31 protein-coding genes are annotated in these 25790 nt (G+C 72.1%); 17 read left to right on the top strand and 14 right to left on the bottom strand.

Annotated features, from left to right (window positions below; all coding sequences use genetic code 11):
• Positions 1-18: 18 nt before the first annotated feature.
• Entirely contained in the window at positions 19-999 is a 981-nt protein-coding gene (locus tag AC4H2G_RS09850; protein ID WP_494365571.1) for an ArsR/SmtB family transcription factor, read from the bottom strand.
• Positions 1000-1073: 74 nt separating this feature from the next.
• On the opposite strand from AC4H2G_RS09850, the gene AC4H2G_RS09845 reads away from it, so the two are divergent.
• Together AC4H2G_RS09845 and AC4H2G_RS09840 are read left to right on the top strand one after the other, a co-directional pair.
• Positions 1074-1409, top strand: coding sequence for a cupin domain-containing protein (locus AC4H2G_RS09845; protein WP_494365570.1), 336 nt, complete (start codon positions 1074-1076; stop codon positions 1407-1409).
• The gene (locus AC4H2G_RS09840; protein WP_494365569.1) at positions 1409-1702 is read left to right on the top strand and encodes a DUF4287 domain-containing protein; all 294 of its coding nucleotides are present in this window, start codon (positions 1409-1411) and stop codon (positions 1700-1702) included. The genes AC4H2G_RS09845 and AC4H2G_RS09840 overlap by 1 nt, the downstream gene beginning before the upstream one ends.
• Before the next feature lie 45 nt (positions 1703-1747).
• Here AC4H2G_RS09840 and AC4H2G_RS09835 read toward each other — a convergent pair whose 3' ends face one another.
• Positions 1748-2200, bottom strand: a complete 453-nt coding sequence (locus tag AC4H2G_RS09835; protein ID WP_494365568.1) for a MerR family transcriptional regulator — start codon at positions 2198-2200, stop codon at positions 1748-1750.
• Positions 2201-2287: 87 nt separating this feature from the next.
• On the opposite strand from AC4H2G_RS09835, the gene AC4H2G_RS09830 reads away from it, so the two are divergent.
• From AC4H2G_RS09830 to AC4H2G_RS09820, 3 genes are all read left to right on the top strand, one after another.
• Entirely contained in the window at positions 2288-3826 is a 1539-nt protein-coding gene (locus tag AC4H2G_RS09830) for a SulP family inorganic anion transporter (protein ID WP_494365759.1), read from the top strand.
• 65 nt (positions 3827-3891) lie between these two features.
• Positions 3892-4404: a hypothetical protein gene (locus AC4H2G_RS09825; protein WP_494365567.1), complete on the top strand. Its 513-nt coding sequence runs from the start codon at positions 3892-3894 to the stop codon at positions 4402-4404.
• Positions 4401-4709, top strand: a complete 309-nt coding sequence (locus tag AC4H2G_RS09820; RefSeq protein WP_494365566.1) for a transcriptional regulator — start codon at positions 4401-4403, stop codon at positions 4707-4709. The genes AC4H2G_RS09825 and AC4H2G_RS09820 overlap by 4 nt, the downstream gene beginning before the upstream one ends.
• Positions 4710-4785: 76 nt before the next feature.
• On the opposite strand, the gene AC4H2G_RS09815 is transcribed toward AC4H2G_RS09820, so the two are convergent.
• The gene (locus AC4H2G_RS09815; protein WP_494365565.1) at positions 4786-6057 is read right to left on the bottom strand and encodes an APC family permease; all 1272 of its coding nucleotides are present in this window, start codon (positions 6055-6057) and stop codon (positions 4786-4788) included.
• 125 nt (positions 6058-6182) lie between these two features.
• On the opposite strand from AC4H2G_RS09815, the gene AC4H2G_RS09810 reads away from it, so the two are divergent.
• Both AC4H2G_RS09810 and AC4H2G_RS09805 read left to right on the top strand, forming a co-directional pair.
• Entirely contained in the window at positions 6183-6431 is a 249-nt protein-coding gene (locus AC4H2G_RS09810) for a hypothetical protein (RefSeq protein ID WP_494365564.1), read from the top strand.
• Between the two features lie 11 nt (positions 6432-6442).
• Positions 6443-7510: a YihY/virulence factor BrkB family protein gene (locus AC4H2G_RS09805; protein ID WP_494365563.1), complete on the top strand. Its 1068-nt coding sequence runs from the start codon at positions 6443-6445 to the stop codon at positions 7508-7510.
• A gap of 87 nt (positions 7511-7597) precedes the next feature.
• On the opposite strand, the gene AC4H2G_RS09800 is transcribed toward AC4H2G_RS09805, so the two are convergent.
• Both AC4H2G_RS09800 and AC4H2G_RS09795 read right to left on the bottom strand, forming a co-directional pair.
• The gene (locus tag AC4H2G_RS09800; protein ID WP_494365562.1) at positions 7598-9484 is read right to left on the bottom strand and encodes an alkyl/aryl-sulfatase; all 1887 of its coding nucleotides are present in this window, start codon (positions 9482-9484) and stop codon (positions 7598-7600) included.
• Between the two features lie 96 nt (positions 9485-9580).
• A complete protein-coding gene (locus tag AC4H2G_RS09795) occupies positions 9581-11470 on the bottom strand; it encodes an alkyl/aryl-sulfatase (RefSeq protein ID WP_494365561.1) in 1890 nt (629 codons plus the stop codon).
• A 152-nt stretch (positions 11471-11622) separates the two neighbouring features.
• On the opposite strand from AC4H2G_RS09795, the gene AC4H2G_RS09790 reads away from it, so the two are divergent.
• The gene (locus AC4H2G_RS09790; RefSeq protein WP_494365560.1) at positions 11623-13707 is read left to right on the top strand and encodes a hypothetical protein; all 2085 of its coding nucleotides are present in this window, start codon (positions 11623-11625) and stop codon (positions 13705-13707) included.
• Between the two features lie 42 nt (positions 13708-13749).
• Here the strand turns inward: AC4H2G_RS09790 and AC4H2G_RS09785 are convergent, their stop codons facing one another.
• From AC4H2G_RS09785 to AC4H2G_RS09770, 4 genes are all read right to left on the bottom strand, one after another.
• Positions 13750-14196, bottom strand: a complete 447-nt coding sequence (locus AC4H2G_RS09785) for a VOC family protein (RefSeq protein WP_494365559.1) — start codon at positions 14194-14196, stop codon at positions 13750-13752.
• A gap of 52 nt (positions 14197-14248) precedes the next feature.
• Positions 14249-15130, bottom strand: a complete 882-nt coding sequence (locus AC4H2G_RS09780) for a helix-turn-helix transcriptional regulator (RefSeq protein WP_494365558.1) — start codon at positions 15128-15130, stop codon at positions 14249-14251.
• 79 nt (positions 15131-15209) lie between these two features.
• Positions 15210-15794, bottom strand: coding sequence for a sugar O-acetyltransferase (locus AC4H2G_RS09775; protein WP_494365557.1), 585 nt, complete (start codon positions 15792-15794; stop codon positions 15210-15212).
• Between the two features lie 57 nt (positions 15795-15851).
• Complete coding sequence (locus AC4H2G_RS09770; protein ID WP_494365556.1) at positions 15852-16751, bottom strand: helix-turn-helix transcriptional regulator; 900 nt, start codon at positions 16749-16751, stop codon at positions 15852-15854.
• 141 nt (positions 16752-16892) lie between these two features.
• Here AC4H2G_RS09770 and AC4H2G_RS09765 point away from each other — a divergent pair, with 141 nt between their 5' ends.
• The 8 genes from AC4H2G_RS09765 to AC4H2G_RS09730 all read left to right on the top strand — a co-directional run bounded on the left by AC4H2G_RS09765 (position 16893) and on the right by AC4H2G_RS09730 (position 21891).
• On the top strand, positions 16893-17915 hold the full coding sequence (locus AC4H2G_RS09765) for a zinc-dependent alcohol dehydrogenase family protein (RefSeq protein ID WP_494365555.1): 1023 nt from the start codon (positions 16893-16895) through the stop codon (positions 17913-17915).
• Positions 17916-17976: 61 nt separating this feature from the next.
• Positions 17977-18375 (top strand): (R)-mandelonitrile lyase, encoded by a 399-nt coding sequence (locus AC4H2G_RS09760; protein WP_494365554.1) that lies wholly within the window; start codon positions 17977-17979, stop codon positions 18373-18375.
• An 81-nt stretch (positions 18376-18456) separates the two neighbouring features.
• On the top strand, positions 18457-18906 hold the full coding sequence (locus AC4H2G_RS09755; RefSeq protein WP_435737242.1) for a hypothetical protein: 450 nt from the start codon (positions 18457-18459) through the stop codon (positions 18904-18906).
• 116 nt (positions 18907-19022) lie between these two features.
• On the top strand, positions 19023-19292 hold the full coding sequence (locus AC4H2G_RS09750) for a type II toxin-antitoxin system Phd/YefM family antitoxin (protein WP_494365553.1): 270 nt from the start codon (positions 19023-19025) through the stop codon (positions 19290-19292).
• Between the two features lie 90 nt (positions 19293-19382).
• Positions 19383-19730, top strand: coding sequence for a PIN domain-containing protein (locus tag AC4H2G_RS09745; protein ID WP_494365552.1), 348 nt, complete (start codon positions 19383-19385; stop codon positions 19728-19730).
• 62 nt (positions 19731-19792) lie between these two features.
• A complete protein-coding gene (locus AC4H2G_RS09740; protein WP_494365551.1) occupies positions 19793-20725 on the top strand; it encodes a cold-shock protein in 933 nt (310 codons plus the stop codon).
• Between the two features lie 15 nt (positions 20726-20740).
• Positions 20741-21451: a Type 1 glutamine amidotransferase-like domain-containing protein gene (locus AC4H2G_RS09735; protein WP_494365550.1), complete on the top strand. Its 711-nt coding sequence runs from the start codon at positions 20741-20743 to the stop codon at positions 21449-21451.
• 59 nt (positions 21452-21510) lie between these two features.
• On the top strand, positions 21511-21891 hold the full coding sequence (locus AC4H2G_RS09730) for a hypothetical protein (protein WP_494365549.1): 381 nt from the start codon (positions 21511-21513) through the stop codon (positions 21889-21891).
• Between the two features lie 128 nt (positions 21892-22019).
• On the opposite strand, the gene AC4H2G_RS09725 is transcribed toward AC4H2G_RS09730, so the two are convergent.
• A complete protein-coding gene (locus tag AC4H2G_RS09725) occupies positions 22020-22484 on the bottom strand; it encodes a MarR family winged helix-turn-helix transcriptional regulator (protein WP_494365548.1) in 465 nt (154 codons plus the stop codon).
• A 93-nt stretch (positions 22485-22577) separates the two neighbouring features.
• Here AC4H2G_RS09725 and AC4H2G_RS09720 point away from each other — a divergent pair, with 93 nt between their 5' ends.
• Positions 22578-23471, top strand: a complete 894-nt coding sequence (locus tag AC4H2G_RS09720) for an alpha/beta hydrolase (protein WP_494365547.1) — start codon at positions 22578-22580, stop codon at positions 23469-23471.
• A 206-nt stretch (positions 23472-23677) separates the two neighbouring features.
• Here the strand turns inward: AC4H2G_RS09720 and AC4H2G_RS09715 are convergent, their stop codons facing one another.
• The 4 genes from AC4H2G_RS09715 to AC4H2G_RS09700 are packed head-to-tail and all read right to left on the bottom strand — an operon-like array spanning position 23678 to position 25492.
• Entirely contained in the window at positions 23678-24139 is a 462-nt protein-coding gene (locus AC4H2G_RS09715; RefSeq protein ID WP_494365546.1) for a nitroreductase family deazaflavin-dependent oxidoreductase, read from the bottom strand.
• Between the two features lie 16 nt (positions 24140-24155).
• Positions 24156-24728 carry a dihydrofolate reductase family protein gene (locus tag AC4H2G_RS09710; RefSeq protein WP_494365545.1) on the bottom strand — a complete coding sequence of 191 codons (573 nt, stop codon included), beginning with the start codon at positions 24726-24728 and terminating at the stop codon, positions 24156-24158.
• 1 nt (position 24729) lies between these two features.
• On the bottom strand, positions 24730-25050 hold the full coding sequence (locus AC4H2G_RS09705) for an ArsR/SmtB family transcription factor (protein ID WP_494365544.1): 321 nt from the start codon (positions 25048-25050) through the stop codon (positions 24730-24732).
• 10 nt (positions 25051-25060) lie between these two features.
• Entirely contained in the window at positions 25061-25492 is a 432-nt protein-coding gene (locus AC4H2G_RS09700) for an SRPBCC domain-containing protein (RefSeq protein WP_494365543.1), read from the bottom strand.
• Positions 25493-25790: the final 298 nt, after the last annotated feature.

The raw sequence follows: 25790 nt of genomic DNA, 5'->3' as shown, positions 1-25790 counted from the left end.
TCGTGCGTAGCCGGCTTCTCAGCCGCCGACGAGCGCCTCGCCGAGCGGCGTGCGGACGTGCATGACGCGGTGGCCCTCGCGCCGCGCGTCGACGAGCCGCGACGCGCGGAGCACGGCGAGGTGGTGGGAGGCGGTCGAGATCGCGAGGCTGCCGGCGGCGGCCACCTCGCTCGTGGACATCGGCCCGCTGAGCCCCAGCAGGACGCGCGCCCGCCCCTCGCCCAGCAGCGCGGCGAGGGCCGCGGAGAGGTTCGCGCCCGCCGTCGTCCACGTCTCCGAGACGCCGAGCGCCGGGTAGAAGAGCGTGGGCTGCGCCGGTCTCTCCGTGAGCGCGGCGCAGGCCCGGGACATCACGGAGGGCACCAGCACCAGGCCGCTGCCCGCGCAGTCGAGCACCTCCTCGTGCTTTGCGAGGCGCACTCGGACCGCGTCCGAACCCCACGTGACGGCCTCGTTGAGGGTCGCGACCATCGCGCCCAGGCCGTGCGTCGTGACGCGCCGGGACCGGAGGCCGATGTCCGCGCGCAGCAGCCGCTCGACCTGCGGCCAGAAGGGCGCGAGCGCCGCGTCCCAGACCTCCTCCCAGGCGTCTGCGACCGCGGACCTCGTCCCCGCGGGGTCGTCGGCCATGGCCTGGAGGGCCTGCCGCTCGGCGCCGGACGTCCGGAGCACGCGCTTGCCGAGATCCACGCGCATCGGCCCGACGTCGGCGCGGCGCGGCCGGTCGAGCTCGTCGCCGGGGCTCAGGTCCCAGTCGGGCGCCGAGGTGAGGAAGTCCGGGAGGTAGCCCTCGGTGCCCACGACGAGCCGCAGGAGCTCGAAGGGCGCCCGAGGAATGCGTGCACGGGTGCTGCGGAGCCAGCCCCACTGGAGCGGGTGGTGCTGGGGGCGGGCGAGCACGCGGACCGCGTGCGCGAGCTCGTGCCCCGGCGACAGCCCGAACCGGATCGCGGACAGGTCGTCGGGCGCGAGCCGGAACTCGACCATCTTTCGATGCACGTCGAAACAGTAGCGGAGGCGTTTCCCCGCGCGGCACCGTGGGCGCACGCACACCGACAGAGGAGGCCACCACCATGGCAGGCGTCATCCCCGCCGAGGACATCCGCATCACCGGCTCGCGCACCCTGCGCTTCGAAGGGGCCGACCACGGCTCCGGCATCTCGTTCTTCCTCGTGACGAACGAACCGGGTCAGGGCCCCGGCCTGCACCGGCACCCGTACTCCGAGACGTGGACCGTGCTCGAGGGCGAGGCCACGATCACGGTCGGCGACGAGCGGGTGGTCGCCCGCGCGGGCGACACCGCGGTCGTCGGGCCGCACGTCTGGCACGGCTTCACCAACACCGGCGGCGGCACGCTGCGCCTCATGTGCGTCCACGCGTCCCCCACGATGATCCAGGAGAACCGCTGATGTCCTTCCAGGCCTACCTCGACGCCGTCGAGACGAAGACCGGTCTCACCCCGCGCGAGCTCGTCGAGCGCGCGCACGAGCAGGGCTTCGGTCCTGACACCAAGGCGGCGCCGATCGTGGAGTGGCTCGCCGCCGAGCACGGGCTCGGGCGCGGTCACGCCATGGCGATGGTGCACGTCATCACGAAGGGCGACCGGATCAGCACGAAGCACGTGGGCACGGACGGCACGCACCGCGACGAGAGCGACCGGCTGTGGCTCGACGGCAAGGCCACCAAGCCCGCGGACTGGTGAGCCGGCCGGTGCGCGGTCGGGCGCGCGGGGCGCGGGCGGCCGCGTTCAGCGCGAGCGCAGGAGCGCGATGAGCTCGTCGGCCCACTCGAGCTTGCGGGCCAGGTCGGCGCGTCGTTCCTCGGCGGCCCGCACGTAGGCCGCGAGCCGGTCGCGGAGGTCGTCGTCCGCGCCTCCGCCTGCCGGGCCGGCCGCGTCGGCCTGGTCGGCTGACGACGTGTCGCCGTCGTGCCCGGCGAGGCGGTCCGCGACGTCGAGCAGGTCGGCCATCTCCTCGAGCGAGAAGCCGAGCGGCTTCATCCGGCGCACGAGGAGCAGACGCTCGACGTCGTCCTGGGTGTAGAGGCGGAAGCCGCCGTCGGACCGGCCCGACGGCCGCACGAGCCCGAACTCGTCGTAGTGGCGCAGCGTCCGCAGCGACAGGCCGGTGCGCTCGGCGACGGCGCCGATGTGCATGGTAGGCCGCGCGGCGGGTGTGCCGGTGCGAGAGGAATCGCTCATGGGGGACAGTCTCCCGGATCGACGGGACACGAACTCTACCCTCACGTAAGGGTAGAGTTCTCGCTCGTGCCACACGACGCCCCGCTCATCCCCGGTCCCGACCGCGCCACCGCTCCCGCCGGTGCGCCCGAGGCCGACGAGTCCTTCTCCGTCCTCGCCGCGCTGCGGTCTCCGCGCCGGCTCAAGACCGAGGTGCTCGGCGGCCTCGTCGTGGCGCTCGCACTCATCCCCGAGGCGATCGCGTTCTCGATCATCGCGGGCGTCGACCCGCGGCTCGGGCTGTTCGCGTCGTTCACCATGGCCGTGACGATCGCGTTCGTCGGCGGTCGCCCCGCGATGATCTCCGCCGCGACGGGCGCCGTCGCGCTCGTCGTCGCGCCGGTCGCGCGCGAGCACGGCGTGGACTACCTCGTCGCGACGGTGATCCTCGCCGGCGTCATCCAGGTCGCGCTCGGCCTGCTCGGCGTCGCGCGGCTCATGCGGTTCATCCCGCGCTCCGTCATGGTCGGGTTCGTCAACGCGCTCGCGATCCTCATCTTCCTGTCGCAGGTGCCGCACCTCGTGGGAGTGCCGTGGCAGGTGTACCCGCTGGTCGCCGTCGGCATCGCGATCCTGGTGCTCCTGCCGCGCTGGACGACCGTCGTGCCCGCGCCGCTCGTCGCGATCGTGCTGCTCACCGGGGCGACCGTCCTGGGCGCGATCGCCGTCCCGACCGTCGGCGACGAGGGCGCCCTGCCGGAGTCGCTCCCGTCGCTGCTGTTCCCCGACGTCCCGCTCACCCTCGAGACGCTGCAGATCATCACGCCGTTCGCGCTCGGCATGGCGCTCGTCGGCCTCCTCGAGTCGCTCATGACGGCCAAGCTCGTCGACGACGTCACCGACACGCACTCGAACAAGACGCGCGAGGCCTGGGGACAGGGCGTGGCGAACGTCGTCACCGGCTTCTTCGGTGGCATGGGCGGCTGCGCGATGATCGGGCAGACGATGATCAACGTCAAGGCCTCCGGGGCGCGCACCCGGATCTCGACGTTCCTCGCCGGGGCGTTCCTGCTGAGCCTCGTGGTCGGGCTCGGCGACGTCGTCGCGGTCATGCCGATGGCCGCGCTCGTCGCGGTGATGATCATGGTGTCGGTCGGCACGTTCGACTGGCACTCCGTCCGACCGTCGACCCTGCGCCGCATGCCGCGCTCGGAGACGACGGTCATGCTCGCGACCGTCGTCGTCACGGTGTGGACCCACAACCTCGCCTACGGCGTGGTCGTGGGCGTCCTCGTCGCGACCGTGCTCTTCGCCCGGCGCGTCGCGCACCTCACGACCGTCACGCCTCGGGACGCGCAGCCGGGATCCGGTGCCGACGGCGACGTCCGCACCTACGTCGTCGAGGGCGAGCTCTTCTTCGCGTCGTCCAACGACCTCGTCCACCGGTTCGACTACGCGGGCGACCCGGACCGTGTCGTCCTCGACGTGTCGAAGGCCCACGTGTGGGACGCCTCGACGGTCGCGGCCCTCGACGCGATCCGCACGAAGTACGCCGCGAGGGGCAAGACGGTGACGATCGTCGGCGCCAACCCCGACACGGCGGAGCGCCTCGACCGCCTTGCGGGGAAGCTCGGGGCGGGTCACTGAGCCGAGGCCCCCGGCCGTCGAAGAGTTTGTTGCCAACCCGGCAAGTCATACATAGACTTGCCGACATGGAAAATGACAATCGGGGCGACGGCTCCCAGCGCCCCGTGTCCGGCCCTCGTGTCCGGCCCACCGCGGCCGAGGCGCGGGAGGCGCTCGCCGGGCTCGGGGCCGACGACGCGCGGCTCGCCGAGCGCCTGGTCACCCCGCGGTGGTACCACCCGGTGCTCGGTGCGATCGTGGCCGTGATCGTCTGCACGCAGGCCCTGCCGTCCCCGGCGTCGGTCGCCTTCGTGCCCGTCGGGATCTTCGCGCTGCCGGCGCTCGTCCTCGTCTACCGCCGGCGGTACGGTCTCTGGATCGGCCAGCCGGCAGGTCCCCGGTCGAAGCGCATCCTCTGGATCATGGTGGTGCTGCTCGTGCTCTCTCTCGGCGCAGCCGGGGTCGTCAAGTTCACCGCGATCGCGTATGCGTGGGTGCTGCTGCCCGCGGCGGTCGGGTTCGTCGGGTCCGTGGTGCTCGGCCGCCGGTACGACGACGCCCTCCGCGCAGAGCTGGGAGGGGCGGTGGGCGGGGCGTGAGCGCCGGCACCGCGCCCGCGTTCGACGAGGTGATCCACTCGCCCGTGCGCCTGCGCATCTGCGGGGTGCTCCGGCGTGGCGCGGAGCTCGAGTTCGCGCTGCTGCGCGACACGCTCGGCCTGACCGACGCGAACCTCTCGAAGAACCTCCGGGTGCTCGCCGACGCCGGCTACGTCAGCGTCCGCAAGGAGAGCTCGCCCGCCCGCACGGACGCCCGCCGCCTCACCTGGGTCACGCTCACGCCGGACGGGCGTCGCGCCGTCGAGGCGCACCTCGCCGCACTGGCCCAGATCGCCGAGGGCTGAGGTCGCCGCCGGGTCCTCGGTCGGGCGGCGCGGGTCAGACGGCGCGTCTCAGGCCGCGCAGGTCAGGCCGCGCGAATCATGCCGCGCGGCGCTCCGGGCGTCGCACGCTCCACCACCGCACGACGACGCCGACGGCGAGCACGCCGGCCCCCGTGGCGACGGCGGGCAGCGGCAGCGTCACGACGAGCGCGACGCACCCGACGACCCCCAGCACCTGGAGAGCCCGTGGGTACAGGCGGTGACCGCCGGTCTGCCGCAGCGCCGACAGGTTGGCGACGAGGTAGTACACGAGCACCCCGAAGGACGAGAACCCGATCGCCCCGCGCAGGTCCGTCGTGAGCACGAGCGCCACGACGGCCGCGCCCACCACCAGCTCGGCGTGGTGCGGCACCGCGAACCGGGGGTGCACCGCGCCGAGCCACCTCGGCAGGTCGCCGGCGCGTGCCATCGCGAGCGTCGTGCGGCTCACGCCGGCCAGCAGGGCGAGCAGCGCGCCGACGCTGGCCGCGACCGCGCCCACGGCGACCACGGCGGGCGCCCAGTCCCACCCGCCGGCCGCCGCGGCGTCGGACACGGGGGCGGACGACGCCGCGAGCGCGTCCGGACCGAGCACCGCGAGGAGCGTCGCGGCGACGATGCCGTAGAGCACGACGACGACGCCCAGGGCCAGGAGGATCGCGCGGGGGATCGTCCGCCGCGGGTCCCGTACCTCCTCGCCGAGCGTCGCGACGCGCGCATAGCCGGCGAACGCGAAGAACAGCAGACCCGCGGACTGCAGGACGCCGTACCAGCCGCCGTGCGCGCCGTCGGCGTCCAGGACGGTCGACCAGTCGGCGTCCCCGCTCGTCGCGCCGGCCGTGACCGCCACGGCGAGGGCCACCAGGGTCAGGGCGACGAGCAGCCGCGCGGCCTGGGCCGTGCGCGTCACCCCGCGGTAGCCGACCGCGGTGAGCACCACGACGACGGCCACCGCGACAGGGCGCTCCCACCCGGGTGGTGCCGTGTACGCGGCGACGACGAGCGCCATCGCCGCACAGCTCGCCGTCTTCCCGACGACGAACCCCCACCCCGCGACGTAGCCCCACCACGGGCCGAGGTGCTCGCGCCCGTACACGTACGTGCCGCCCGAGGTCGGGTGCTGCGCCGCGAGCTGCGCGGACGACGTCGCGTTGGCGAGCGCCACGAGCGCGGCGAGCGCAAGCCCCACGAGCAGCCCCGTCCCGGCGGCCGCGGCGGCGGGCGCGAACGCCGAGAAGACGCCGGCTCCGATCATCGACCCGAGGCCGATCGTCACGGCGTCGGCGGTGCCGAGGCGTCGGGCGAGGCGTGGTCCGTCGGAGTGCTGCACGGGCACAGGGTGGCAGACGCAGGTGGCGCGCCGGTGAACGCCCCGAGTTGTGGGTGCCGCGGACCGACCTAGGTTCGGGGAAGGGCGTCGGCGTGGGCCGACCACCACGACGAAGGGGACCTCTCATGAGCAAGACGGAGCCGGACGCCCGCGGGACGGGCGAGGAGCAGGACTGGCGCGACGAGGGTGCGCAGGGCGAGCCGGACATCGGCACCGCGGGCGCCTTTCCCGCGCTCGCGAACGACGCCCTGCCGAAGGACCCCGACGTCCCGACCGACGTCGACCCCGGCGACCCGCGCCGTCCTGCGGACGGTGGCGAGCTCGACGACGACAGCGGTTCCCCATCCGACGTGCCGTCCGGCACCGACGACTGAAGAGGGGCGACATGACCGACAGCGACCGCGCGGGCCAGAAGACGGACGCCCCCGCACCGGACGACAGCCGCAAGCCCGATGCCCCGACCGACCTGCACGCGCCGTCGTGGAAGTACTCGCTGAAGAGCACGGTGAGCCAGTTCTCCCGGGACCAGTGCCTGGACCTGGCCGCGGGCCTGACCTACTACGCGGTCCTGGCCGCGGCGCCCGCGCTCCTGGCGCTCGTCTCGCTCCTCGGCCTCCTGGGCGACGCGGAGAGCATGGTCAACCGGGTGATGACCTTCCTCGAGGGGATCGTCCCGGAGGACACCCTGAAGACCATCGAGCCGCTCGTCGAGAACGCCGCCGGCGGCGGCGGGCGCGCAGGCCTCGCCCTGATCATCGGTGTCGCGCTCGCGCTGTGGTCGGCGTCGGGGTACGTCGGCGCGTTCGGCCGGGCGATGAATCGCATCTACGAGGTCGACGAGGGACGTCCGATCTGGAAGCTGCGCCCCGTGATGCTGCTCGTCACGGTGGTCACCGTGGTCCTCGCGGCGCTCGTCATCGCGGCGCTGGTGCTCACCGGGCCGATCGCGCGCTCGGTCGGGGACGCCATCGGTCTCGGCTCGACGGCCGTCACCGTGTGGAACGTCCTCAAGTGGCCGGTCGTCCTCGCGCTGGTCGTGGTGCTCCTCGCGGTCCTGTTCCACGCGACGCCGAACGTGCGGCAGCCGAAGTTCCGCTGGATCAGCGTCGGCGCGGTCGTGGCGCTGCTCGTGTGGGCGATCGCGTCGGCCGGCTTCGGGTTCTACGTCGGCAACTTCGGCAACTACGGTGCGACGTACGGCTCGCTCGCGGGCGTCATCGTGTTCCTGCTGTGGCTGTGGATCACCAACCTCGCGATGCTCTTCGGCGCGGAGCTGGACGCCGAGCTCGAGCGGAGCCGCGAGCTGCAGGCAGGGATCGCCGCCGAGGAGAGCATCCAGCTGCCGCCGAAGGACACGAAGGCCAGCGACAAGCGCGAGGCGAAGCGGCAGGAGGCCATCGAGCAGGGCCGCGGCATCCGTGAGTCCGCGGCGGAGAAGACGACGGAATCCTGAGACGCCGAACCCCGGGTTGTGTGTCCTTCACCGACGTGAAGGGCACACAACCCGGGGTTCGGCGTCTCGGCAGCGGCTGCCGGGACCTCAGGGGGTGACGATCGCGAAGTTCTTGTCGCCCGGGTCGAGGACCGCGGCGAGCCGGGCGAGCACCGAGGCGTCACCGGTCAGCTCGATACCGGCCTTCGCGAGAGCGTCCGCGCCGGGCGCGGCGAGCGCAGGCAGCGAGCGCTTCGTCGCCGTCAGCGTGGCGTCGGCGTCGCCCTGCTGCGCGGCCGCGCTGTAGGTGAGGACGCCGTTGGCGAGGCGCAGGCGGTAGCGGGCGTCGACGTCGGTCAGGACGATGTCGATCGACAGCTTCTCGTCCCACGCCTTCGGGCCGTCCACCTGGATCGCGATGGCGTCGAAGAGCATCTCCGGGGTGAGGTTGGCGATGACGTCGGGAGCGTTCGTCTCGGTCGGGGTGCCGAACTGGCCGTCGCGCAGCTCCATGGCGCCAGCGAGGTAGAAATCGCGCCACGTGCCGTTCTCCGAGCCGTAGCCCAGCTGCTCGTACGTGTCGGCGAGCACCTCGCGCGCGGCGGCGTGGTCCGGCTGGGCGAAGACGGCGTGGTTCGCGACCTCGGCCGCCCAGCGGAAGTCGCCGGCGTCGAAGGCCTCGCGCGCGTTCGCGACCAGCGCGTCGACGCCGCCGGCGAGCTTCGCGTAGCGCTTGGCGCGCTCGACCGGGGTGTGCTCCCACAGGTGCGCCGGGTTGCCGTCGAACCAGCCGAGGTAGCGCTGGTAGATCGCCTTGACGTTGTGGCTCACCGAGCCGTAGTAGCCGCGGGTGTTCCACGCGTTCTCGAGCGCCGGCGGCAGCTGGATCTCCTCGGCGATCTCCGGCCCGGTGAGGCCCTTGTTCAGCAGCCGCAGCGTCTGGTCGTGCAGGTACGCGTACAGGTCGCGCTGGTTCTCGAGGAAACCGACGACGCGCTCGTTGTCCCAGGTGGGCCAGTGGTGCGAGGCGAAGACGACCTCGACCTCGCCGCCCCAGAGGTCGATGGTCTCCGTGAGGTACTTCGACCAGGCGTGCGGGTCGCGCACGACGGCGCCGCGCAGCGTCAGCAGGTTGTGCAGGTTGTGCGTGGCGTCCTCGGCCGCGCACAGCGCCTTGTGGTCGGGCAGGTAGATGAGCATCTCCGACGGCGCCTCGGTGCCGGGCGCCATCTGGAAGACCATCCGGACGCCGTCGACGACCTCCTCGTGACCGGTGGTCGAGATCGTGTGCGTCGGCGGCACGAACGAGACCTCGCCGACCGACAGCGTCTGCCCGAGGCCGGCGCCGACACCGCCCTCCGGGCCGCGGGCCAGCGCTGCGCCGTACATGTACCCGGCGCGACGGTTCATCGCGACGCCCGCGTACACGTTCTCCGACACGGCGTGCTCGACGAACCCCTCGGGCGCGAAGATCTTCACCGCGCCGGAGTCGACCTCCTCCGGGGTGACGAAACCCTTGGCGCCGCCGAAGTGGTCCGCGTGCGAGTGCGTGTAGACGACTGCCTTGACCGGGCGGTCGCCCCGGTGCTCGCGGTACAGGGCCAGGGCTGCCGCCCCGGTCTCGGACGACAGCAGCGTGTCGATGACGACGACGCCCTCGTCGCCCTCGATGAACGACGTGTTGGACAGGTCCTGCCCCCGCACCTGGTAGATGCCGGGAGCGACCTCGAACAGGCCGTCGATCGCGGCGAGCCTGGACTGGCGCCACAGGCTCGGGTTGACGGTGTCCGGGGCGTCGCCCTGGAGGAACGAGTAGGTGTCGTTGTCCCACAGGACGGTGCCGTCCTCGGCCGTGACGGCGTTGGGGCTCCGCTTCGCGACGAGGCCACGGGTCGCGTCGTCGAAGTCCTGGGTGTCGGAGAAGGGCAGGCTCTCGAGGAGATCGCGCTGCTGCTTCTTGATGGTCTCTGTCGCTGGCTTCGGTGTGGTGGGCATGGCGCCAGAGTTGCAGCGGTCATCGGGGACCGCATCCGGAAGAATGCGCGAGCCCCTGGACTTCATGTGCCATTCACCGACCGACGACTCAGCGGGTCACGGCGTGACGATCGCGAAGTCCGGGTCGCCCGGGTCGAGCACGGCCCCGAGACGCGTCAGGGCCGACGCGTCGCCGCTCACCTCGATGCCGGCGTCGGAGAGCGTGTCCGGCGTGAGTCCGCCGAGCGCGAGTGCCGGCAGCGCGCGGCGCGTCGTCGTGATGGTCGCGTCGGCGTCACCGTGCTGGGCGGCGGCGGAGTAGGTGAGCACGCCGTTCGCGAGCCGGAGCCGGTACCGCTCGTCCGCGTCGGTGAGCACGACGTCGACCGACAGCGTCTCGTCCCACGCGCGGGGCCCGTCGACCTGGACGGCGAGGGCGTCGAAGAGCATCTCCGGCGAGAGCTGAGCGACCATGTCGGGCGAGCTCGTCACGGTCGGGGTGCCGAACGACCCGCCCCGCAGCTCCGTGGCGCCGGACAGGTAGAAGTTGCGCCACGTGCCGTTCTCCGAGCCGTAGCCGAGCTGCTCGTAGGTGTCGGCGAGCAGCTCCTTCGCGGCCGCGTGGCCGGGCTCGGCGAACACGACGTGGTTCACGACCTCGGCGACCCAGCGGAAGTCACCCGCGTCGAACGCCGAACGCGCCCTGTCGACGACGGCGTCCGCGCCGCCCATGTAGTCCACGTAGCGTCGGGCCTTCTCGACCGGGGTGTGGTCCCACAGCGTGGCCGGGTTGCCGCTGAACCAGCCCATGTAGCGCTGGTAGATCGCCTTGACGTTGTGGCTCACCGTGCCGTAGTAGCCGCGCGTGCTCCACGCGTTCTCGAGGGCCGGCGGGAGAGTGATGTCCTCGGCGATCTCCGGGCCCGTCAGCCCCTTGTTCAGCAGGCGCAGCGTCTGGTCGTGCAGGTAGCCGTACAGGTCGCGCTGGATCGAGAGGAAGTCGACGATCCGCTCGTTGCCCCACGTCGGCCAGTGGTGGGACGCGAACACGACCTCGACGTCACCGCCCCACAGGTCGATCGTCTCGGTGAGGTAGCGGGACCAGACGTGCGGGTCGCGCACGACGGCGCCGCGCAGCGTCAGCAGGTTGTGCAGGTTGTGCGTCGCGTCCTCGGCGGCGCACAGCGCCTTGTGGTCCGGGAAGTAGAACAGCATCTCCGAGGGGGCCTCGGTGTCGGGGGCCATCTGGAAGACGATCCGGACGCCGTCGACCACCTCCTCGTGACCGGTCGTCGTGATCTCGTGCGTAGGGGGGATCAGCGTGACGGTGCCGGTCGACGTGGTCTGTCCGAGCCCGGCGCCGACGGCGCCCTGAGGCCCGCGCGCGAGCGCGGCGCCGTACATGTACCCGGCCCGGCGTGCCATGGCGGTGCCGGCGTAGACGTTCTCGGAGACGGCGTGCTCCACGAAGCCGGCGGGCGCGAGGACCGGTACGCGTCCCGCGTCGACGTCCTCCTGCGACGTCACGCCCTTGACGCCGCCGAAGTGGTCGACGTGGGAGTGCGTGTAGATGACGCCCGTGACCGGACGGTCGCCGCGGTGCTCGCGGTAGAGGCCGAGCGCGGCCGACGCCGTCTCCGTGGAGATCAGCGGGTCGATGACGATGACGCCCGTCGCGCCCTCGACGAACGTGATGTTCGACAGGTCCAGGCCGCGCACCTGGTAGATGCCCTCGACCACCTCGTAGAGGCCCTGCTGGGCGACCAGCCGGGACTGGCGCCACAGGCTCGGGTTCACGGTGCCGGGCGCGTCGCCCTCGAGGAAGGCGTACGCGTCCCCGTCCCACACCGCTCCGCCGTCGGGCCGGGTGACGACACCGGGCTCGAGCTTGCCGAGGAAACCACGGCTCGCGTCGTCGAAGTCCTGGGTGTCGGAGAAGGGCAGGCTCTCGAGCAGCGCGCGCTGCTGCTGGACGATGGCGTCGGATGCTGGCTTCGGTGTCGACATGTTCGGAGCATCGCAGCGCGTTCCGCATCGTGCATCCGGAACCGGTCCGCCGTGCTACCGCGCGCGCGGTACAGTTCGCCGACGCCCGCCAGGGCGTCGGCCGAGACGCGGTTCGACCGGGCGGCCACGGAGCGCGGACGACGGAGACGCCGGTGGTGCAGGAGCGTGTGGTGCGCGGAGGGTCGCGCGCGGACGGGTCGGTGGGTCTGGCCCGGCGACCAGGGGTGTCGGGGCTGCTCGTGGCGGGGATCCTGGCGGCGTCCGTCGTGGTCGCGCCCGGTGCGGCGGCGGACGACGGGCTGGACGAGACGTCGCAGAGCAGGTTCGTCCTCGAGGCGGGAGCCGACGCCGTCGCCGCGTCGGTGACGGTCACGATCCGCAACGTGCGGCCCGACGACGGTGCGTACTTCTATTTCTTCGACAGCTACGCGCTCCCCGTGCCGGCGAGCGCGACGGGTGTGCGGGCCACGAGCGACGGCGCGGAGCTGCCGGTCTCGCTCGAGGCGACCGAGGACCCCGGGACGTCCCTGGCGACCGTGACGTTCTCCCCGCTCAACTACGGGCGGTCGCGCACCATCGAGTGGACCTACGCCGTCGCCGGGGAACCGATCCGTTCGGCCGGTTTCACGCGGGTCGGCGACGGCTACGCGACGTTCCCGGTCCAAGGGGTCGGGGAGCCGGGACAGGTCGGCGTCGACGTCGTGCTCCCCGCGGCGATGACCTTCGACGCCACGACCGACGTCTTCACGGCGAAGGAGGACGGCGGGACCGTCACGTACTCCGCGCGCGAGGGCACCGACGAGTACGGCATCTGGGCCGTCGTCTCGGCGCGTGACCCGGAGGCGGCCGACGAGCGCGTGCTGGAGGTCGGCGACGCGAGCCTGACCCTGCAGAGCTTCCCGGGTGACGCCGAGTGGGCGGACTTCGTCGAGACGCAGGTCGAGAAGGGCCTCCCGGTGCTCGAGGAGGTCATCGGTCACCCCTGGCCCGGCGGCTTGGAGGTGATCCGCGAGGACGTGTCGCCGCAGGTCCTCGGCTACGCGTGGTTCGATCCCGACGCGAACGAGATCGTCGTCCCGGAGGACCTCGACGAGAGCCTGCTGTTCCACGAGCTGACGCACGCCTGGCTCGACCCGGTGCACGTCCGCGAGCGCTGGTTGTACGAGGGCCTCACGGAGGTCGTCGCGGAGCAGGTCGTCGCGCGGACGGACGGATCGTTCGAGCCGTGGAAGGCCCCGGACCGCGCCTCCGCCGTCGCCCTGCCCCTCTCGCAGTGGGCCGAGCCGGTCGGCGAGGCCGCCGCCGAGGTCGACGAGTACGGCTACGCGGCGTCGTACACCGCGGTCTCGGAGCTGCTCGGAGACCTCGACGACGAGACGTTCACGGAGATCGTGGCCGCCTCGTACGCGGGCGAGAGCGCCTTCGAGGAGGCGGGCGGGGCCGAGAAGAACGGCGGTCGCACCGACTGGCGTCGGTTCCTCGACCTCGTCGAGGTCCGGGGCGGCGTCACCGGCGCCGCCGACGTGTTCCGGACCTGGGTGGTCGACGGCGCGGACGCCGACCTGCTGGACGGTCGCGCCGACGCGCTCGCCACGTTCACGGCGCTCGACGAGGCCGACGGCGCGTGGCAGGCGCCGTTCGGTGCGCGGTCCGCGATGACGCACTGGCGGTATGCGCAGCTCGACGACGCTGTCGCCGGACTGGGCGGCGCGCCTGTCGACGCCGGCTCCGTGCAGGACGCCGCCGAAGAGACCGGGCTGGCCGTCCCGGTCACGATCCGGGAGGCGTACGAGTCAGCCGCGGACGCGGAGGACTACGCCGCCGTCGCCACGCTGCTGCCGCAGGCCGCCGAGGCGATCCTGACTGTCGGGCAGGCGTCGGAGGCCGCGGCGACGGACCGCGACCCGGTCTCGGGGCTCGGCGAGCTCGTCCTCGGTGTCGACGGCTCGGCCTCCCAGGCCCGGACCGTTCTCGAGGAGGGCGACCTCGACGCTGCCGCCGGGCTCGCCGACCGGACGACCACGCTCTCGGGCCTCGCCACCTGGGTGGGCGTCGCCGTCGTCCTGCTCGGGGCCGCGGTGCTGGGCGGTGCGGTCCTCACGGTGCGCGCCGTGCGGCGGCGACGTGCTGCGGCGTCGGCCGCGGTCGTCGCTCGCGACGGCGAGCCGGACGCAACGTCCGCGCCGGTGGAGGACGAGGAGGAGCGGCAACCGGCCCCGGCCGCAGGGGCTCCGTGAGCCGACGGACCGCGAGAGCGCAGGGGTGCGCAGGGTGAGCGGCTACGGCCGGGTGGGCTCGCCGCGATAGCTGCCGAAGGACCACAGGTTGCCCTCCGGGTCGGCGCACGCGAAGGTCCGGCCGCCGTAGTCGGGGTTCTCCAGCGGCTGGACGATCCGCGCTCCGGCGGCAGCGACGCGGTCGTGGACCTCGTCCACCCGGTCGGTCACCACGTAGGCGCCGCCCGTGCCGGGCTGCTGCGTCCACGGGGTGCCGGGCCGGTCGCTCCCGAGCATGATCCCGCCGCCCTCGGGCCACGCCAGCTGGGCGTGCTCGACGACGTCCCCGTCGGCGTGCACCGCCGTCGCGGTGAAGCCGAGCACCGTCGTCAGGAAGTCGATCAGGGCGTGCGCGTCCCGGGCGCGGAGCGTCGGCCAGACGCTCGGGTCCGGGGCCCTGCCTGCTGTGCTGCCTGCTGTGCTGTCCGTTGTGCTGTCCGTTGTGCTCATGCGACCACCCTGTCCTGCCGGGCACCGGAGGGCTTGAACGTTTCGGCGGAGCTCATCCTGCCCGGGGTGCCTCGTGGTACCCGTCGGCGGAGAGGGTGCCGAGCTCCTCGGCCAGCCAGCGCGCCGGGCTGGTCCCCACGAGAGAGCCGAAGTCGCGCGTCAGGTGGGCCTGGTCGGCATACCCGCACCGCGCGGCGACGTCGGCGAGGCCGACGTCCCTGCCCTGGGCGACGCGTCCGCCGATGATCTGCTTCGCCTGCTGGAGGCGCAGGAGGCGGTTGAACCGCTTCGGCCCGACGCCGAGCTCCGCGGTGAAGACGGCGTGCAGCTGGCGAGGGCTGAGCAGCACGTGGTCCGCGAGGGCCGAGATCCGCCCTGTCCCGCGGTACCGCAGGAGCCAGCGCCAGGCTTCTGCGACCTCCGCCCGCACCGGTGGGCGGTCGGCGGCGCGCTCCACCCGGTCCTGGAGGAACCCCCGCACCAGGGCGAAGCGACCGGGCCAGTCGGGGGTCTCGATCAGGCGACCGCGGAGCCGGCTGATCACCGGACCTGCCACGTCGCTGCCCTCGACCGTCCGGTGGCTCAGCTCCGCGGCCGGGACGCCGAAGACGGCACGTGCCGCGGTCGGGTGCACCGCCAGCTGGATCCCGGACTGCGTCGGCGGCTGCCACACGTACGCCGGCTGCGTGTGCAGCCCGGCCGCGACGACGTCGACGCGCGTGGCCGACGGCCCGGACGTCTCCTCGACGGACCAGCCGGTGACCACGGGCTCGTCGAAGGTGACGACGAAGGTCAGGTGGGGTGACGGGAGCCCGCGGTGGATCGAGCGGGCGATCCCCTGGGCGTCGTACCCGACCACCGAGGCGACCACTCCGGGCATCAGTCCGTCCGCGCGCCGAAAGCCCCACTCAGGAACCTCGACCGGGCGAGCCATGCCTCCATCCTGGCACCGTCGACCAGACCGGCCCGGTCGGGGCCGGCCCGCCGCGCTCGCTACCCGCCCGCCGAAGCGCTCAGTCGGTGGAGGTCTCGAAGCCGGTCGGGCGGATCGGCCGGGCCGGGACGCCCGCGACGATCGTGTCGGCGGGCACGTCTCGGGTGACGACCGCACCGGCGCCGACGATCGCGCCGTCGCCGATCGTGACGCCGGGGACGATCGTCACGGACGCGCCGATCCAGACCTTGCGGCCGATCACGACGGGCGCCGGGATCATGTCGGCGCGCCGGGCCGGGTCGACCGCGTGGTTCAGCGTGACCACGGTCGTGCCGTGGCCGACGAGCGTCCCGTCCCCGATCGTGATGCCGCCCGCGTCCTGGAAGCGGCAGCCCATGTTGAGGAACACGTCGCGCCCGAGGACGAGGTTCTTGCCGAACTCGCAGTGGAACGGCGGGAAGACGGTCACCGAGTCGTCGAGGGTCCGCCCGGTCAGCCGGGACATCAGGCCGCGCACCTCCTCCGGTGTGCCGTACCCGGCGTTCAGCTCCGCGGTGATCCGCAGCGACTCCTGCGCGGTCTCGTGGAGGAACGCGTGCTGCACGGAGCCGCCCTCGATGACGTCTCCTCGCCCGACGTGGTCGAGGAAGTCCTGCAGCTGCATCGTGTGGTCCTGTCGTCAGGGGTCGGGCCGTGCCGTCGTGCGTCGCTCATCGGTCGCTCATCGGGGCGGCGGCGTGGCGGAGCCGACGGGGTCGGCGGTGGCGGCGGGGTCGGCCGCCCAGGACGCCAGCAGGCGCAGGCGCTCGGCCGACGGCGATCCCGGCTCGGCCGTGTAGACCATCAGGATCTGGCCCGGCTCGGCGGTGATCGCGAGCTCCTCGTACGCCAGCGTGAGGTCGCCGACCACCGGGTGGTGGAACCGTTTGGTCCCGGACCCGTGCGTGCGCACGTCGTGCGCGCCCCACAGGCGACGGAACGTCTCGCTGCGCGTCGACAGCTCGCCGACGAGGTCCTGCAGGCCCTTGTCGTGCGGGTCCCGCCCCGCCTCGGCGCGCATGATCGCGACGCACATCTCGGCGAACAGGTCCCAGTCGGGGTAGAAGTCGCGTGCCGCGGGGTCGAGGAACTGGAACCGGGCGAGGTTCGGCGTGCGGCCGCCGTCGCCGATGACGGGGGAGTAGAAGGCGCGGCCGAGCGCGTTGGTCGCGAGCAGGTCCTGGCGCTGGTCGCGCACGAACGCGACGCCGTCGGTGATCGCGGACAGCGCCCACTGCAGGCTCGGGCGGGGCGCCGACGACCGGGTAGCGCGCCGTCGGGCACGTCCCGACGACGGGATGCCGTCGGCCGCGCGCGCGAGGTCGAACAGGTGCGCGCGCTCGGTGTCGTCGAGCTGCAGAGCACGAGCCACGGCGTCGAGCACGGAGGCCGAGGCACCGCCGACGGCGCCGCGCTCGAGCTTGGCGTAGTACTCCACGCTCACCCCGGCGAGGGTCGCGACCTCGCTGCGCCGCAGGCCCGGGACGCGCCGGTTGGCCCCGCCGACGACCCCTGCCGCCTCGGGGGACACCTTCGCGCGCCGCGACATGAGGAACTCCCGCACGTCCGCCCTGTTGTCCATGGTTTCGAGGGTAGGCCGGTGGGGGTGCCCGTGCGGGAGTCCCTGTCATGGGGTGCACTGCTGGTACACCCCACCACAGGCACTCCCACGGGGACTCGATCCGTCGCACGCTGGTGTCCACCGAACAGAAGGAGAAACCCTATGCGTGGCGTCATCATGCACGGCCCCGGCGACGTCCGGGTCGAGGACCGCGAGGACCCGACGATCGTCGACCCCACCGACGCGATCATCCGCCTGGCCGCGACCTGCATCTGCGGGTCCGACCTGTGGCCCTACCGCGGCGCGGACCAGGTGGACCACGCGACGATGGGCCACGAGTACGTCGGCGTGGTCGAGGAGGTCGGTGCCGAGGTCACGACCGTCAAGCCCGGCGACTTCGTCGTCGGCTCGTTCGTCATCTCCGACGGCACGTGCGAGATCTGCCGTGCCGGCTTCCCGTCGAGCTGCGTGCACCGCATCTTCGTCGACGGCGCGATCGGCACCCAGGCCGAGAAGGCCCGCATCCCCTTCGCCGACGGCACCCTCGTCGCCACCCCGGGCCAGCCCGACGCCGACCTCGTCCCCCACCTGCTCGCCGCGTCCGACGTCCTGGGGACCGGCTGGTTCGCGGCCGTCGCCGCGCAGGCCGGTCCCGGGAAGACGGTCGCGGTGGTCGGCGACGGCGCCGTGGGCCTCATGGGCGTCCTCGCCGCCAAGCAGCTCGGCGCGGAGCGCATCATCGCGATGTCCCGGCACACCGACCGCCAGGGCCTCGCACGCCACTTCGGCGCGACCGACATCGTGGAGGAGCGCGGCGAGGCGGGCGTCGCTCGCATCAAGGAGCTCACGGGCGGCCTCGGCGCCCACTCGGTGATCGAGGCGGTCGGCACGCAGGAGTCGATGGTCCAGGCAATCGGCGCGACCCGCCCGGGCGGGAACGTCGGCTTCGTCGGCGTCACCCACGACGTCGAGCTCCCCGGCGAGCTGCTGTTCTTCTCCCAGGTGCAGATCCTCGGCGGCCCGGCACCTGTCCGCCGCTTCCTGCCCGAGCTGATCCAGCTCATCTGGGACCGGACGATCGACCCGGGCAAGGTCTTCGACCTCACCCTCCCGCTCGAGCAGGCCGCCGAGGGATACCGGGCCATGGACGAGCGGCGCGCCACGAAGGTGCTCCTGACCCTCTGACCTGCGCGCTGATCGGTGTGCTGACCGACGAGTCGTGACCCGCAACGAGAGGACGACCATCATGAAGCTGACGCGCAGCGGCGGCCGGACCGCCCCAGGACCCGGGGACTGGTTCACCGGCACCGTGTACATCGACGGCATCCGCGACCCCGACGACCAGTCCGCCGTCGGCTGCGCCCACGTGCGGTTCGCCCCGGGCGCCCGCACGGCCTGGCACCGCCACCCCCGGGGGCAGACGCTGTACGTGACCGACGGGATCGGGTACGTCGCGACCCGCGACGGCGGGGTCCAGGAGATCCGGCCCGGCGACGTCGTCTACATCGAGCCGGGCGAGGAGCACTGGCACGGCGCCACGCCCGACCGGTTCATGGCTCACGTCGCGGTCCAGGAGGCCGACGGCCAGGGCCAGGTCGTCACGTGGCTGGAGCACGTGTCCGACGACGACTACGGCCGTCGCTGAAGCTTTGGGGGCAGCCGCCACCGCGCACGAGCCGGTCGGCCTCCGCGCCGACCGGCTCGGCGGGGAGGCTAGGGTGCGCGCATGAGCAACCTCAGCACGGTCGGCGACCGGGACGCGTGGCGCTGCTGGCTGTGCGACGAGCCGGTGGATCCTGACGCCTCGGTGAACTCCGACCTCGGGCCCAGCGTCGACCTCGGCGCCACGGCGTCGAAGAAGGCGAAGAAGCCCGCAGCCGGCACCGAGCGGCTCGCCCACCGCGCGTGCAACACGCGCAAGGGAGCGGTGGCGCCGGTGGTGCCGTGGTCGCCGGACCTCTTCGTCGTCGACCCCGCTCCCATTGTGCCGACCGTGGAGCGCCTCGGGCGCAAGGGCGGGCGCGAGGTCGTGGCGCGCTGCCCGAGCCGCGCGGACGCCGACCAGGCCGCCGCGTGGCTCGTGGACCGGTTGTCCCGCCTGGCTCCGGACCTCGCCGTCACGACGCAGGTCGAGCCGGGCGGCGGTCAGTTCCTGCTGGTGCTGCGCGCCGCCTGAGGCGACGGCGGCGGTGCGTCGGCACCGTATGGTCCTGCGCCGTGGACGGCGTGGGCCCCGCGCGCCGCGGCGCTACTCGGTGGCACGCCCCAGCACAGGAGCGCCAGAATCATGCCATGCCCCGTCAGCCCGAGGTCAGCCAGCGAGACCTGCGCATGCGCTCGAAGGAGATCATGGACGCCGTCGAGCACGGTCAGGCCTTCACGGTGACCCGGGACGGCCGCAGAATCGGAGAGCTCGTCCCGCTCCGACGTAGCCGTCGGTTCGTCCCGCGGGCGGAGTTCGCGGCGCTCTCCCGCACGGCTCCGGCGATGGACCTCGACGCGTTCCGTGCCGACCAGGAGTCGCTGGCGGGGACAGGCCTGGACGACCCGTATGCCCGCTGAGGTGCGGCGCGGGCTGCTCGACACGAACATCCTGGTCCGCCGACGGGCCATCGACGCGAGCGTCTGCCTGACGAGGTCGCGATCTGCGCTGTGACGCTCGCCGAGCTCGCGGCCGGGGTCCACCTGGTGAGCGGGGACGACACCGCCGCGAGGGACGAGCGGGCGCGGCGCACCGACGTCCTGCAGCGGGCGGAGCACGAGTTCGACCCGATCCCGTTCGACGCCGAGGCCGCCCGCGCCTTCGGCCGGATCTGCGCAGCCGTCCGCGGTACGGGCAGGACGCCCCGTCGTCGCGTGGCCGACCTGATGATCGCCGCCGTCGCGGTGGTCAACGGCCTCCCGCTCTACACGACGAACCCCGACGACTTCGCGGGCCTGGAGGGCCTGGTCGAGGTCGTCGAGGTCGCTCGTCCGGTCGACGGTGACCGGGAAGGCTGATCCGTCTGCTGTTCGTCGGGGACACTGGTGACAGCACCATCTGCCGAAACAAGGAGTCCGCAGTGCCCCAGGGAACAGTCCGATGGTTCGACGCCGACCGAGGGTTCGGCTTCATCGACCTCGGGAACGAGGCCGAGGACCTCTTCGTGCACGCGTCCGAGATCCTCGGCGACGACGGACCGAAGCAGCTCCGCGAGGGGCAGGTCGTCGAGTTCGAGGTCGGCGAGGGTGACCGTGGTCCGCAGGCGCGCCGCGTCCGAGTCACGGGTGACCGGCCCGCCGACGCGCCAGCCGGCGTGCTCGGCACCGTCGCCTGGTACGAGCCGGCGAAGGGATACGGCTTCGTCACGCCCGACGACGGTCGCGGCGAGATCTTCGTCCACAGCTCGGCCATCGTCGGGGGCGGCGTGATCTCGGAGGGGCAGCGGGTGGCGTTCCTCGTCGTCGAGGGGGAGAAGGGGCCGCAGGCGGACCACCTGCTGCCGCTCGGGGCCCAGGCCGCGGGGCAGGCCGTGCCCTCTGACGGCGCGGACGGCACCGTGCGGTGGTACGACGACACCAAGGGCTTCGGTTTCGTCGCTCCCGACGGGGGTGGCGACGACGTCTTCGTCCACGTCAGCTCGCTCGGCGGGGGGCTGACCGAGCTCGTCGAGGGTGCTCGCGTCACGTACGACGTCGTCGCCGGCGACAAGGGACCGAACGCCCGCAACGTGCAGCTCGTGCGCGGCTCCGGTGCGCGCGGGGGCGCGGACCGCGGTCGGTCGAGCCGACCCACGGCATCCGGCGGGCCCGTGCGCGGAGGCGAGGGCACCGTCGCGCGCTACGACGAGGAGCGGGGTTTCGGCTTCATCACGCCCGACGCCGGGGGCGAGGACCTGTTCGTGCACGTGTCGGTCGTGCGGGGCGCCGAGGTCCTGGAGGCGGGCGACCGGGTCCGCTACAAGATTCGTCAGAGCGACCGGGGACCGCAGGCCGACGCCGTCGAGCTGGTGTGATCGAGGAGGCTCGTCATGAAGCTGCTGCTCACCTCCGGTGGAGTCACGAACAGGAGCATCCGCGAGGCGCTGGTCGACCTGCTGGGCAAGCCGATCGACGACTCCACCGCCCTGTTCGTCCCGACGGCGCAGTGGGGCCAGCCCGCGTGCACGCCCACGTCGGTGTGGAGGTCGACCGCCGGCGGGCCGAGCCTCAGCGGGCTGGGGTGGAAGTCGGTCGGCGTCCTCGAGCTCACCGCGCTGCCGAGCATCGCCGAGGACCGCTGGGTCTCCTGGGTCCGCGACGCTGACGCCCTCCTGGTCGACGGTGGCGAGGCGATCTACCTCGCGCACTGGATGCGGGAGTCCGGGCTGGCCGATCTGTTCCCGTCGTTGCGCAGCACCGTGTGGGTCGGAGTGAGCGCCGGCAGCATGGTGATGACGCCTCGTACCGGTCGTGAGTTCCTCGACTGGGAACCGGACGGCACGGACGAGACGCTGGGAGTCGTCGACTTCTCGGTCTTCCCGCACCTGGACTACCCGGGCTGGTCGAGCAACACGACCGACAGCGCGCGCCGATGGGCGACGAACATCCCCGGGCCGGCGTACGCGATCGACGACCAGACGGCGATATCTGTCGTCGACGGCGTGGCCCGGGTCGTCTCCGAAGGGCACTGGGAGCTCTTCGGAGACGACCCGGGCCTCGAGCCGCGGGAGTCGGAGCGCGCCGAGGAGGACAGTCCCTAGGAGAATGCGTTCGTTCTGCCGAACCGACCAGATCTGATGGTCGGTGGAAGCATCGGACCATGCGGGCGACTGGGTACGGTGCCGACCTCGAGCCGACCGATGATGCACTGGTGATCCACGCGGGCAAGGTGGCCGCGACGATCCAGGGCAGCCAAACTGTCACGATCCCGCTATCCGACGTTGTGCGGGTCGAGTGGAAGGACGCGGGCATGCTCGTCAACGGACGTGCGCGCGTGTTCGAGCCCGCCGGAACGCTGGGCCCGGCACCCTCGGCTGACTTGCTCGCGTTGGTGGATCGCGCGGAGACGGTCGGACGCACGGTCGCCGCCCACGTATTTCTGTCCGGAGAATCGCTGACCGCCGTGATGACCATCTCGGTGCCACGTGTCGCCGACCTGTCCGGGGAGTGGATCGGCGAGAACCTCGCGCCGACGGCGTAGACCGCACCGTTGCTCTCTTACTCGGGCCGTGGAGGCTCGCGCGTGGAGGAACTCATCAAACCTGTCCGGAGTGCGAAGTACTGACCAGCGGCCGGACCCCGCTCGCCGCCGTGTCATCAGCGACAGGGCTATGTCGCCGACGTGTCTGCCCGAGCCGCCGGCGGTGGCTGGCGTGCGCCGCGCAGCGCGCCGAGGATCTGCGCGAGACGTTCCAGGTCCGGCTCGGAGAGCAGTGTGCCGAACGTGTCCCGGGAGGCGGCCTCGAACACCGGGGTGGCGCGGTCGACGGCCGTCGAGCCGGAGGCGGTGAGTGACAGCGTCGACGAGCGGCGATCGGCCGGGTCCACCGAGCGTCGGCACCAGCCCTGACCTTCCAGCCGGTCGACGGCCTTGCTCGCGGCGCCGACCGTGATCGCGATGGTTCGGGCGATGTCCAGCACGCGGCATCGAGGAACGTCGCGGATCACGCGCAGCACCTCGAGCTGCGGCAGGCTGAGGCCGCCGGCGTCTTTCAGGCGCGCGTCAACGGCGTTGTACAGCCGAGTCTCGACGCGAACGAGGTCGATCAGCACCGACCAGGGCTCGACGGCCATCCAGGTCCTCTCGACGAAAGTACCTTCCCGGGAATGTATCTGCTCGCGGGATGGTTTCCCAGGAAACTATCTCGACGCTACCAGGAGGCCGCCATGTCACATGACCAGCTCACCGCCATCGACGCCGTGCTGCGAAGCGGGTCCCGCGAGCCGCGGTCCCTGGCGGAGCAGCGCGACGGCTTCGAGCAGTTCGCCGACCGGCCGGTGGAGCGGGACTTCGCGGTCACGCGCATCCTGCTCGGTGGGGTGCCGACCCTGCGGCTCGAGCCCTCAGGGGCTGCCGACGCGGAGCTGCTCTACCTGCATGGCGGCGGGTACGTCATCGGATCCGCTCGGTCGGGAGCCGGGTTGGCGGCCGAGCTGGCCCGCCGGACGCACGCGGCCGCCCGGTCCCTCGACTACCGGCTGGCGCCCGAGCACCCGTTCCCTGCCGCTCTGCAGGACGCCCTCGCTGCGTACCGCGCACTGCTCGACACCGGACACGAGCCGCAGCGGCTGGGGGTCGCCGGTGACTCCGCAGGCGGCGGCCTCGCGCTCGCGCTGCTCGTGTCTGCGCGAGACGAGGGCCTGCCGCTGCCGGCCGCGGCCGTCGTGATGTCGCCGTGGGTAGACCTGACCTTGTCGGGGGAGAGCTTGCACGCTAAGGAGGCGGTCGACGCCATCTTCGACGCGGCAGACATCGCCGAGTACGCGTCCCGATACGTCGGAGACCGCGATCCGGCTGATCCTCGCGTCAGTCCGCTCCTGGCCGACCTCAGCGGCCTGCCCCCGTTGCTCGTGCAGGTCGGGACCAACGAGGTGCTCCTCGACGACGCCACCCGGCTCGCGGCCCGCGCGGCGGCGGCGCACGTGGACGTGACGCTCGAGGTCTACGCCCGCGCGCCCCACGTGTTCCAGCACTTCGCGGGCCGGCTCGACGAGGCGGACCGAGCGCTCGACCGCGCGGGCCGGTTCCTCGCGAGATCCCTGGCGCACGGCCGCGCATAGCCGGTTGGCCGCTGCGAATCGGACAAGCTCAGCAACGGGATCTGCACGGAGGGTTCCTGTAGGAACGCACCGGAGCTGTCCGCAGGGCGACCGTTTGGCCTGCGGCTGGACAAGTACGTCAGACGCGTTCCGGCTCACTACTGGTCCACATCCTCGCCTCCCTGGCGTCTCCGGAAAGGTCCTCGCCGCCTCCGCGCCACTCCATCTCAGGTTTCAGGTGCTGTGGGCGGAGCCGGACGCGTCGGCGAGAGCTGCTCCGGTTGGCGCGTCAGGATGAACACCGGGATCTGTCGCGCGATCCCTGCCTGCAGGTCGCTTAGCCTAGGGACGTGCGCGACGAGTGTCGGCCACAGCGCCGCGCGTGCGGTGCCGCGCAGCTCCTCAGCCAGGACCGTCAACGTCTCGGCCCCGAGCTCGACGGTGATCACAGGATTGGCCTTGAGGTTGTAGTACCAATCCGGGTGTCTTTCCGATCCCCCGTTGGAGGCGACGATCGCCCATCGGTCGTCGTCTACGGGAAAGCAGCTCAGCGGTGTGGTCCGCTCCACCCCGGACCTGGCACCGACCTGATGGATCAGGATCACGACGTAGCCGGCCCACGACCCGCCGACGCGACCGTTGCTCGCGCGAAACTCCTCGATGATCGCGGCGTTGTACTCGTCGTCCATGCGAGCTCTTCCAGACTCAGCCAAGCTCGTAGCTCAGGCTGAGACGGCCGTCGGCAAGCTGTTCGACCTTTCGCAGTTCGAGTCCACGACGAACGGGCGTCACGAAGAGGGCAGTCCCTTCACCTGCGATCAGCGGATAGACAAGGAGTCTGAGCTCGTCGACAAGCCCGGCATCGATCAGGCTCGCCGTGGTTCGAGCTCCGCCGACGAGGTAGATGTCCTTCCCCGACTGCCGTTTGAGGGAGTCGATCCCGTCGAGCGTCTTCACGAAACTCGTCTGTGTCCATTGCGCCGAGGCCAAGCTGCCAGACAGCACGTAGTGAGGCGTCTGGGCAGCGAAGCGCGCCCACTCGACCTCGCCCTGGGTCGGCACCTCCCCGCTGAACGGGTGGCGGGTGGTCGGCTCGTTCTGGATCTCGGTCCAGTACTGCTCGTACGTCGGATACATGCCCCCTCCCAGCAGGCACGCGTCCACCTGTGGTGTGAGGCCGAAGTCCTCCGACCAGCCTTCTACCCAATCAGCAACCCCTTCCGGTCCCGCCACCTTTCCATCGAGAGACAGCTTCATTCCGCCGATCAGCTTCCGCATGTCACGACTCCTTGTCGCTTTCGAGGTGGTTCATCAATGCTTCGAGCCGGCCGTCCCAATCACTGGCGAGCGCGGCCAGGAACTGTTGTGCCACCTGCATCGGCGCGGTCAGTAGCCGATACCGCACCCTGCGCCGCTCGCCCGGCTCGGCCGTCACCAGACCGGCCTCTGCCAGCAGAGCGAGGTGCTTGGCAATCGCCTGACGCGTGATCGGGAGGCGATCGGCCAGGTCCGTGGCCGTGGCAGGACCCGCAGCGGCCAACGTCGCCAAGATGCCGCGCCGGGTCGGGTCGGCGAGTGCGACGAAGACCTGCTCGGCCACCGACTCCTGGTCAGGCGGCATCGAGGAACTCGATCAGTTCGCCTAGTTCAAGCGCCCAGCCCTTGACGTTTCCCTCGTACGCCCTCCGGTAGGGCCCATCCGGTAGCTGGGCGAAGCCGGACTCGACCACCGTCAGCCGCGTGCCCGTTCCGTTCGCTACAAGGGTGAACTCGACATAGGTGCGTCGCGGGTCGTCGCCCGGCAGCCCAAAGACCTGCCAGGTGAAACCGAAGACGTACGGCTCCTCGACGCGTTCGACTCGAAAGTCAGTGCTCTCGCCGCTCGTCCAGGTCATCCGCCCCGGCCCCCCGGGTCGCAGGTCGAGCGTCGCCTCGTCGCCGAACCACGCTCGCAGACCGTCGGCCGTCGTGAGTGCCCCCCACACCTTGGCTGGCGGGTGGGCGATCTCTACGGTCCGCTCGATCCGATCAGGGAATCCCATCGCGCCCTCCATGCAGTAGCAACCGTCACGTTGCTACTAATGTATAGCAACTGGTTGATTGCGTAAAGGTGCCGACGGAGGGCTTGGCAGCCGGCTGCCGGAACTCATCGAAGCTGTCCGGATCGCGGCGCGCTGACCTGCATGTGGACAAGGAAGGTGAGACGGCTCGCGTCTCACGAAGTTGTCCAGACCTCCAACATCGTGCTGATCTGAGTGCTCCACCGCCGGCGGGACTCTCAGGGCTGAGCGCTCGGGCGGCACTCCCAGTCGGTCATGCTGCGATCCGTGCGGCTCGCCT

Source organism: Cellulosimicrobium sp. BMG9.23, from assembly GCF_059159985.1.
Note: the sequence above shows the minus strand (reverse complement) of the source record. Positions and strands in the feature narration are given on the sequence as shown.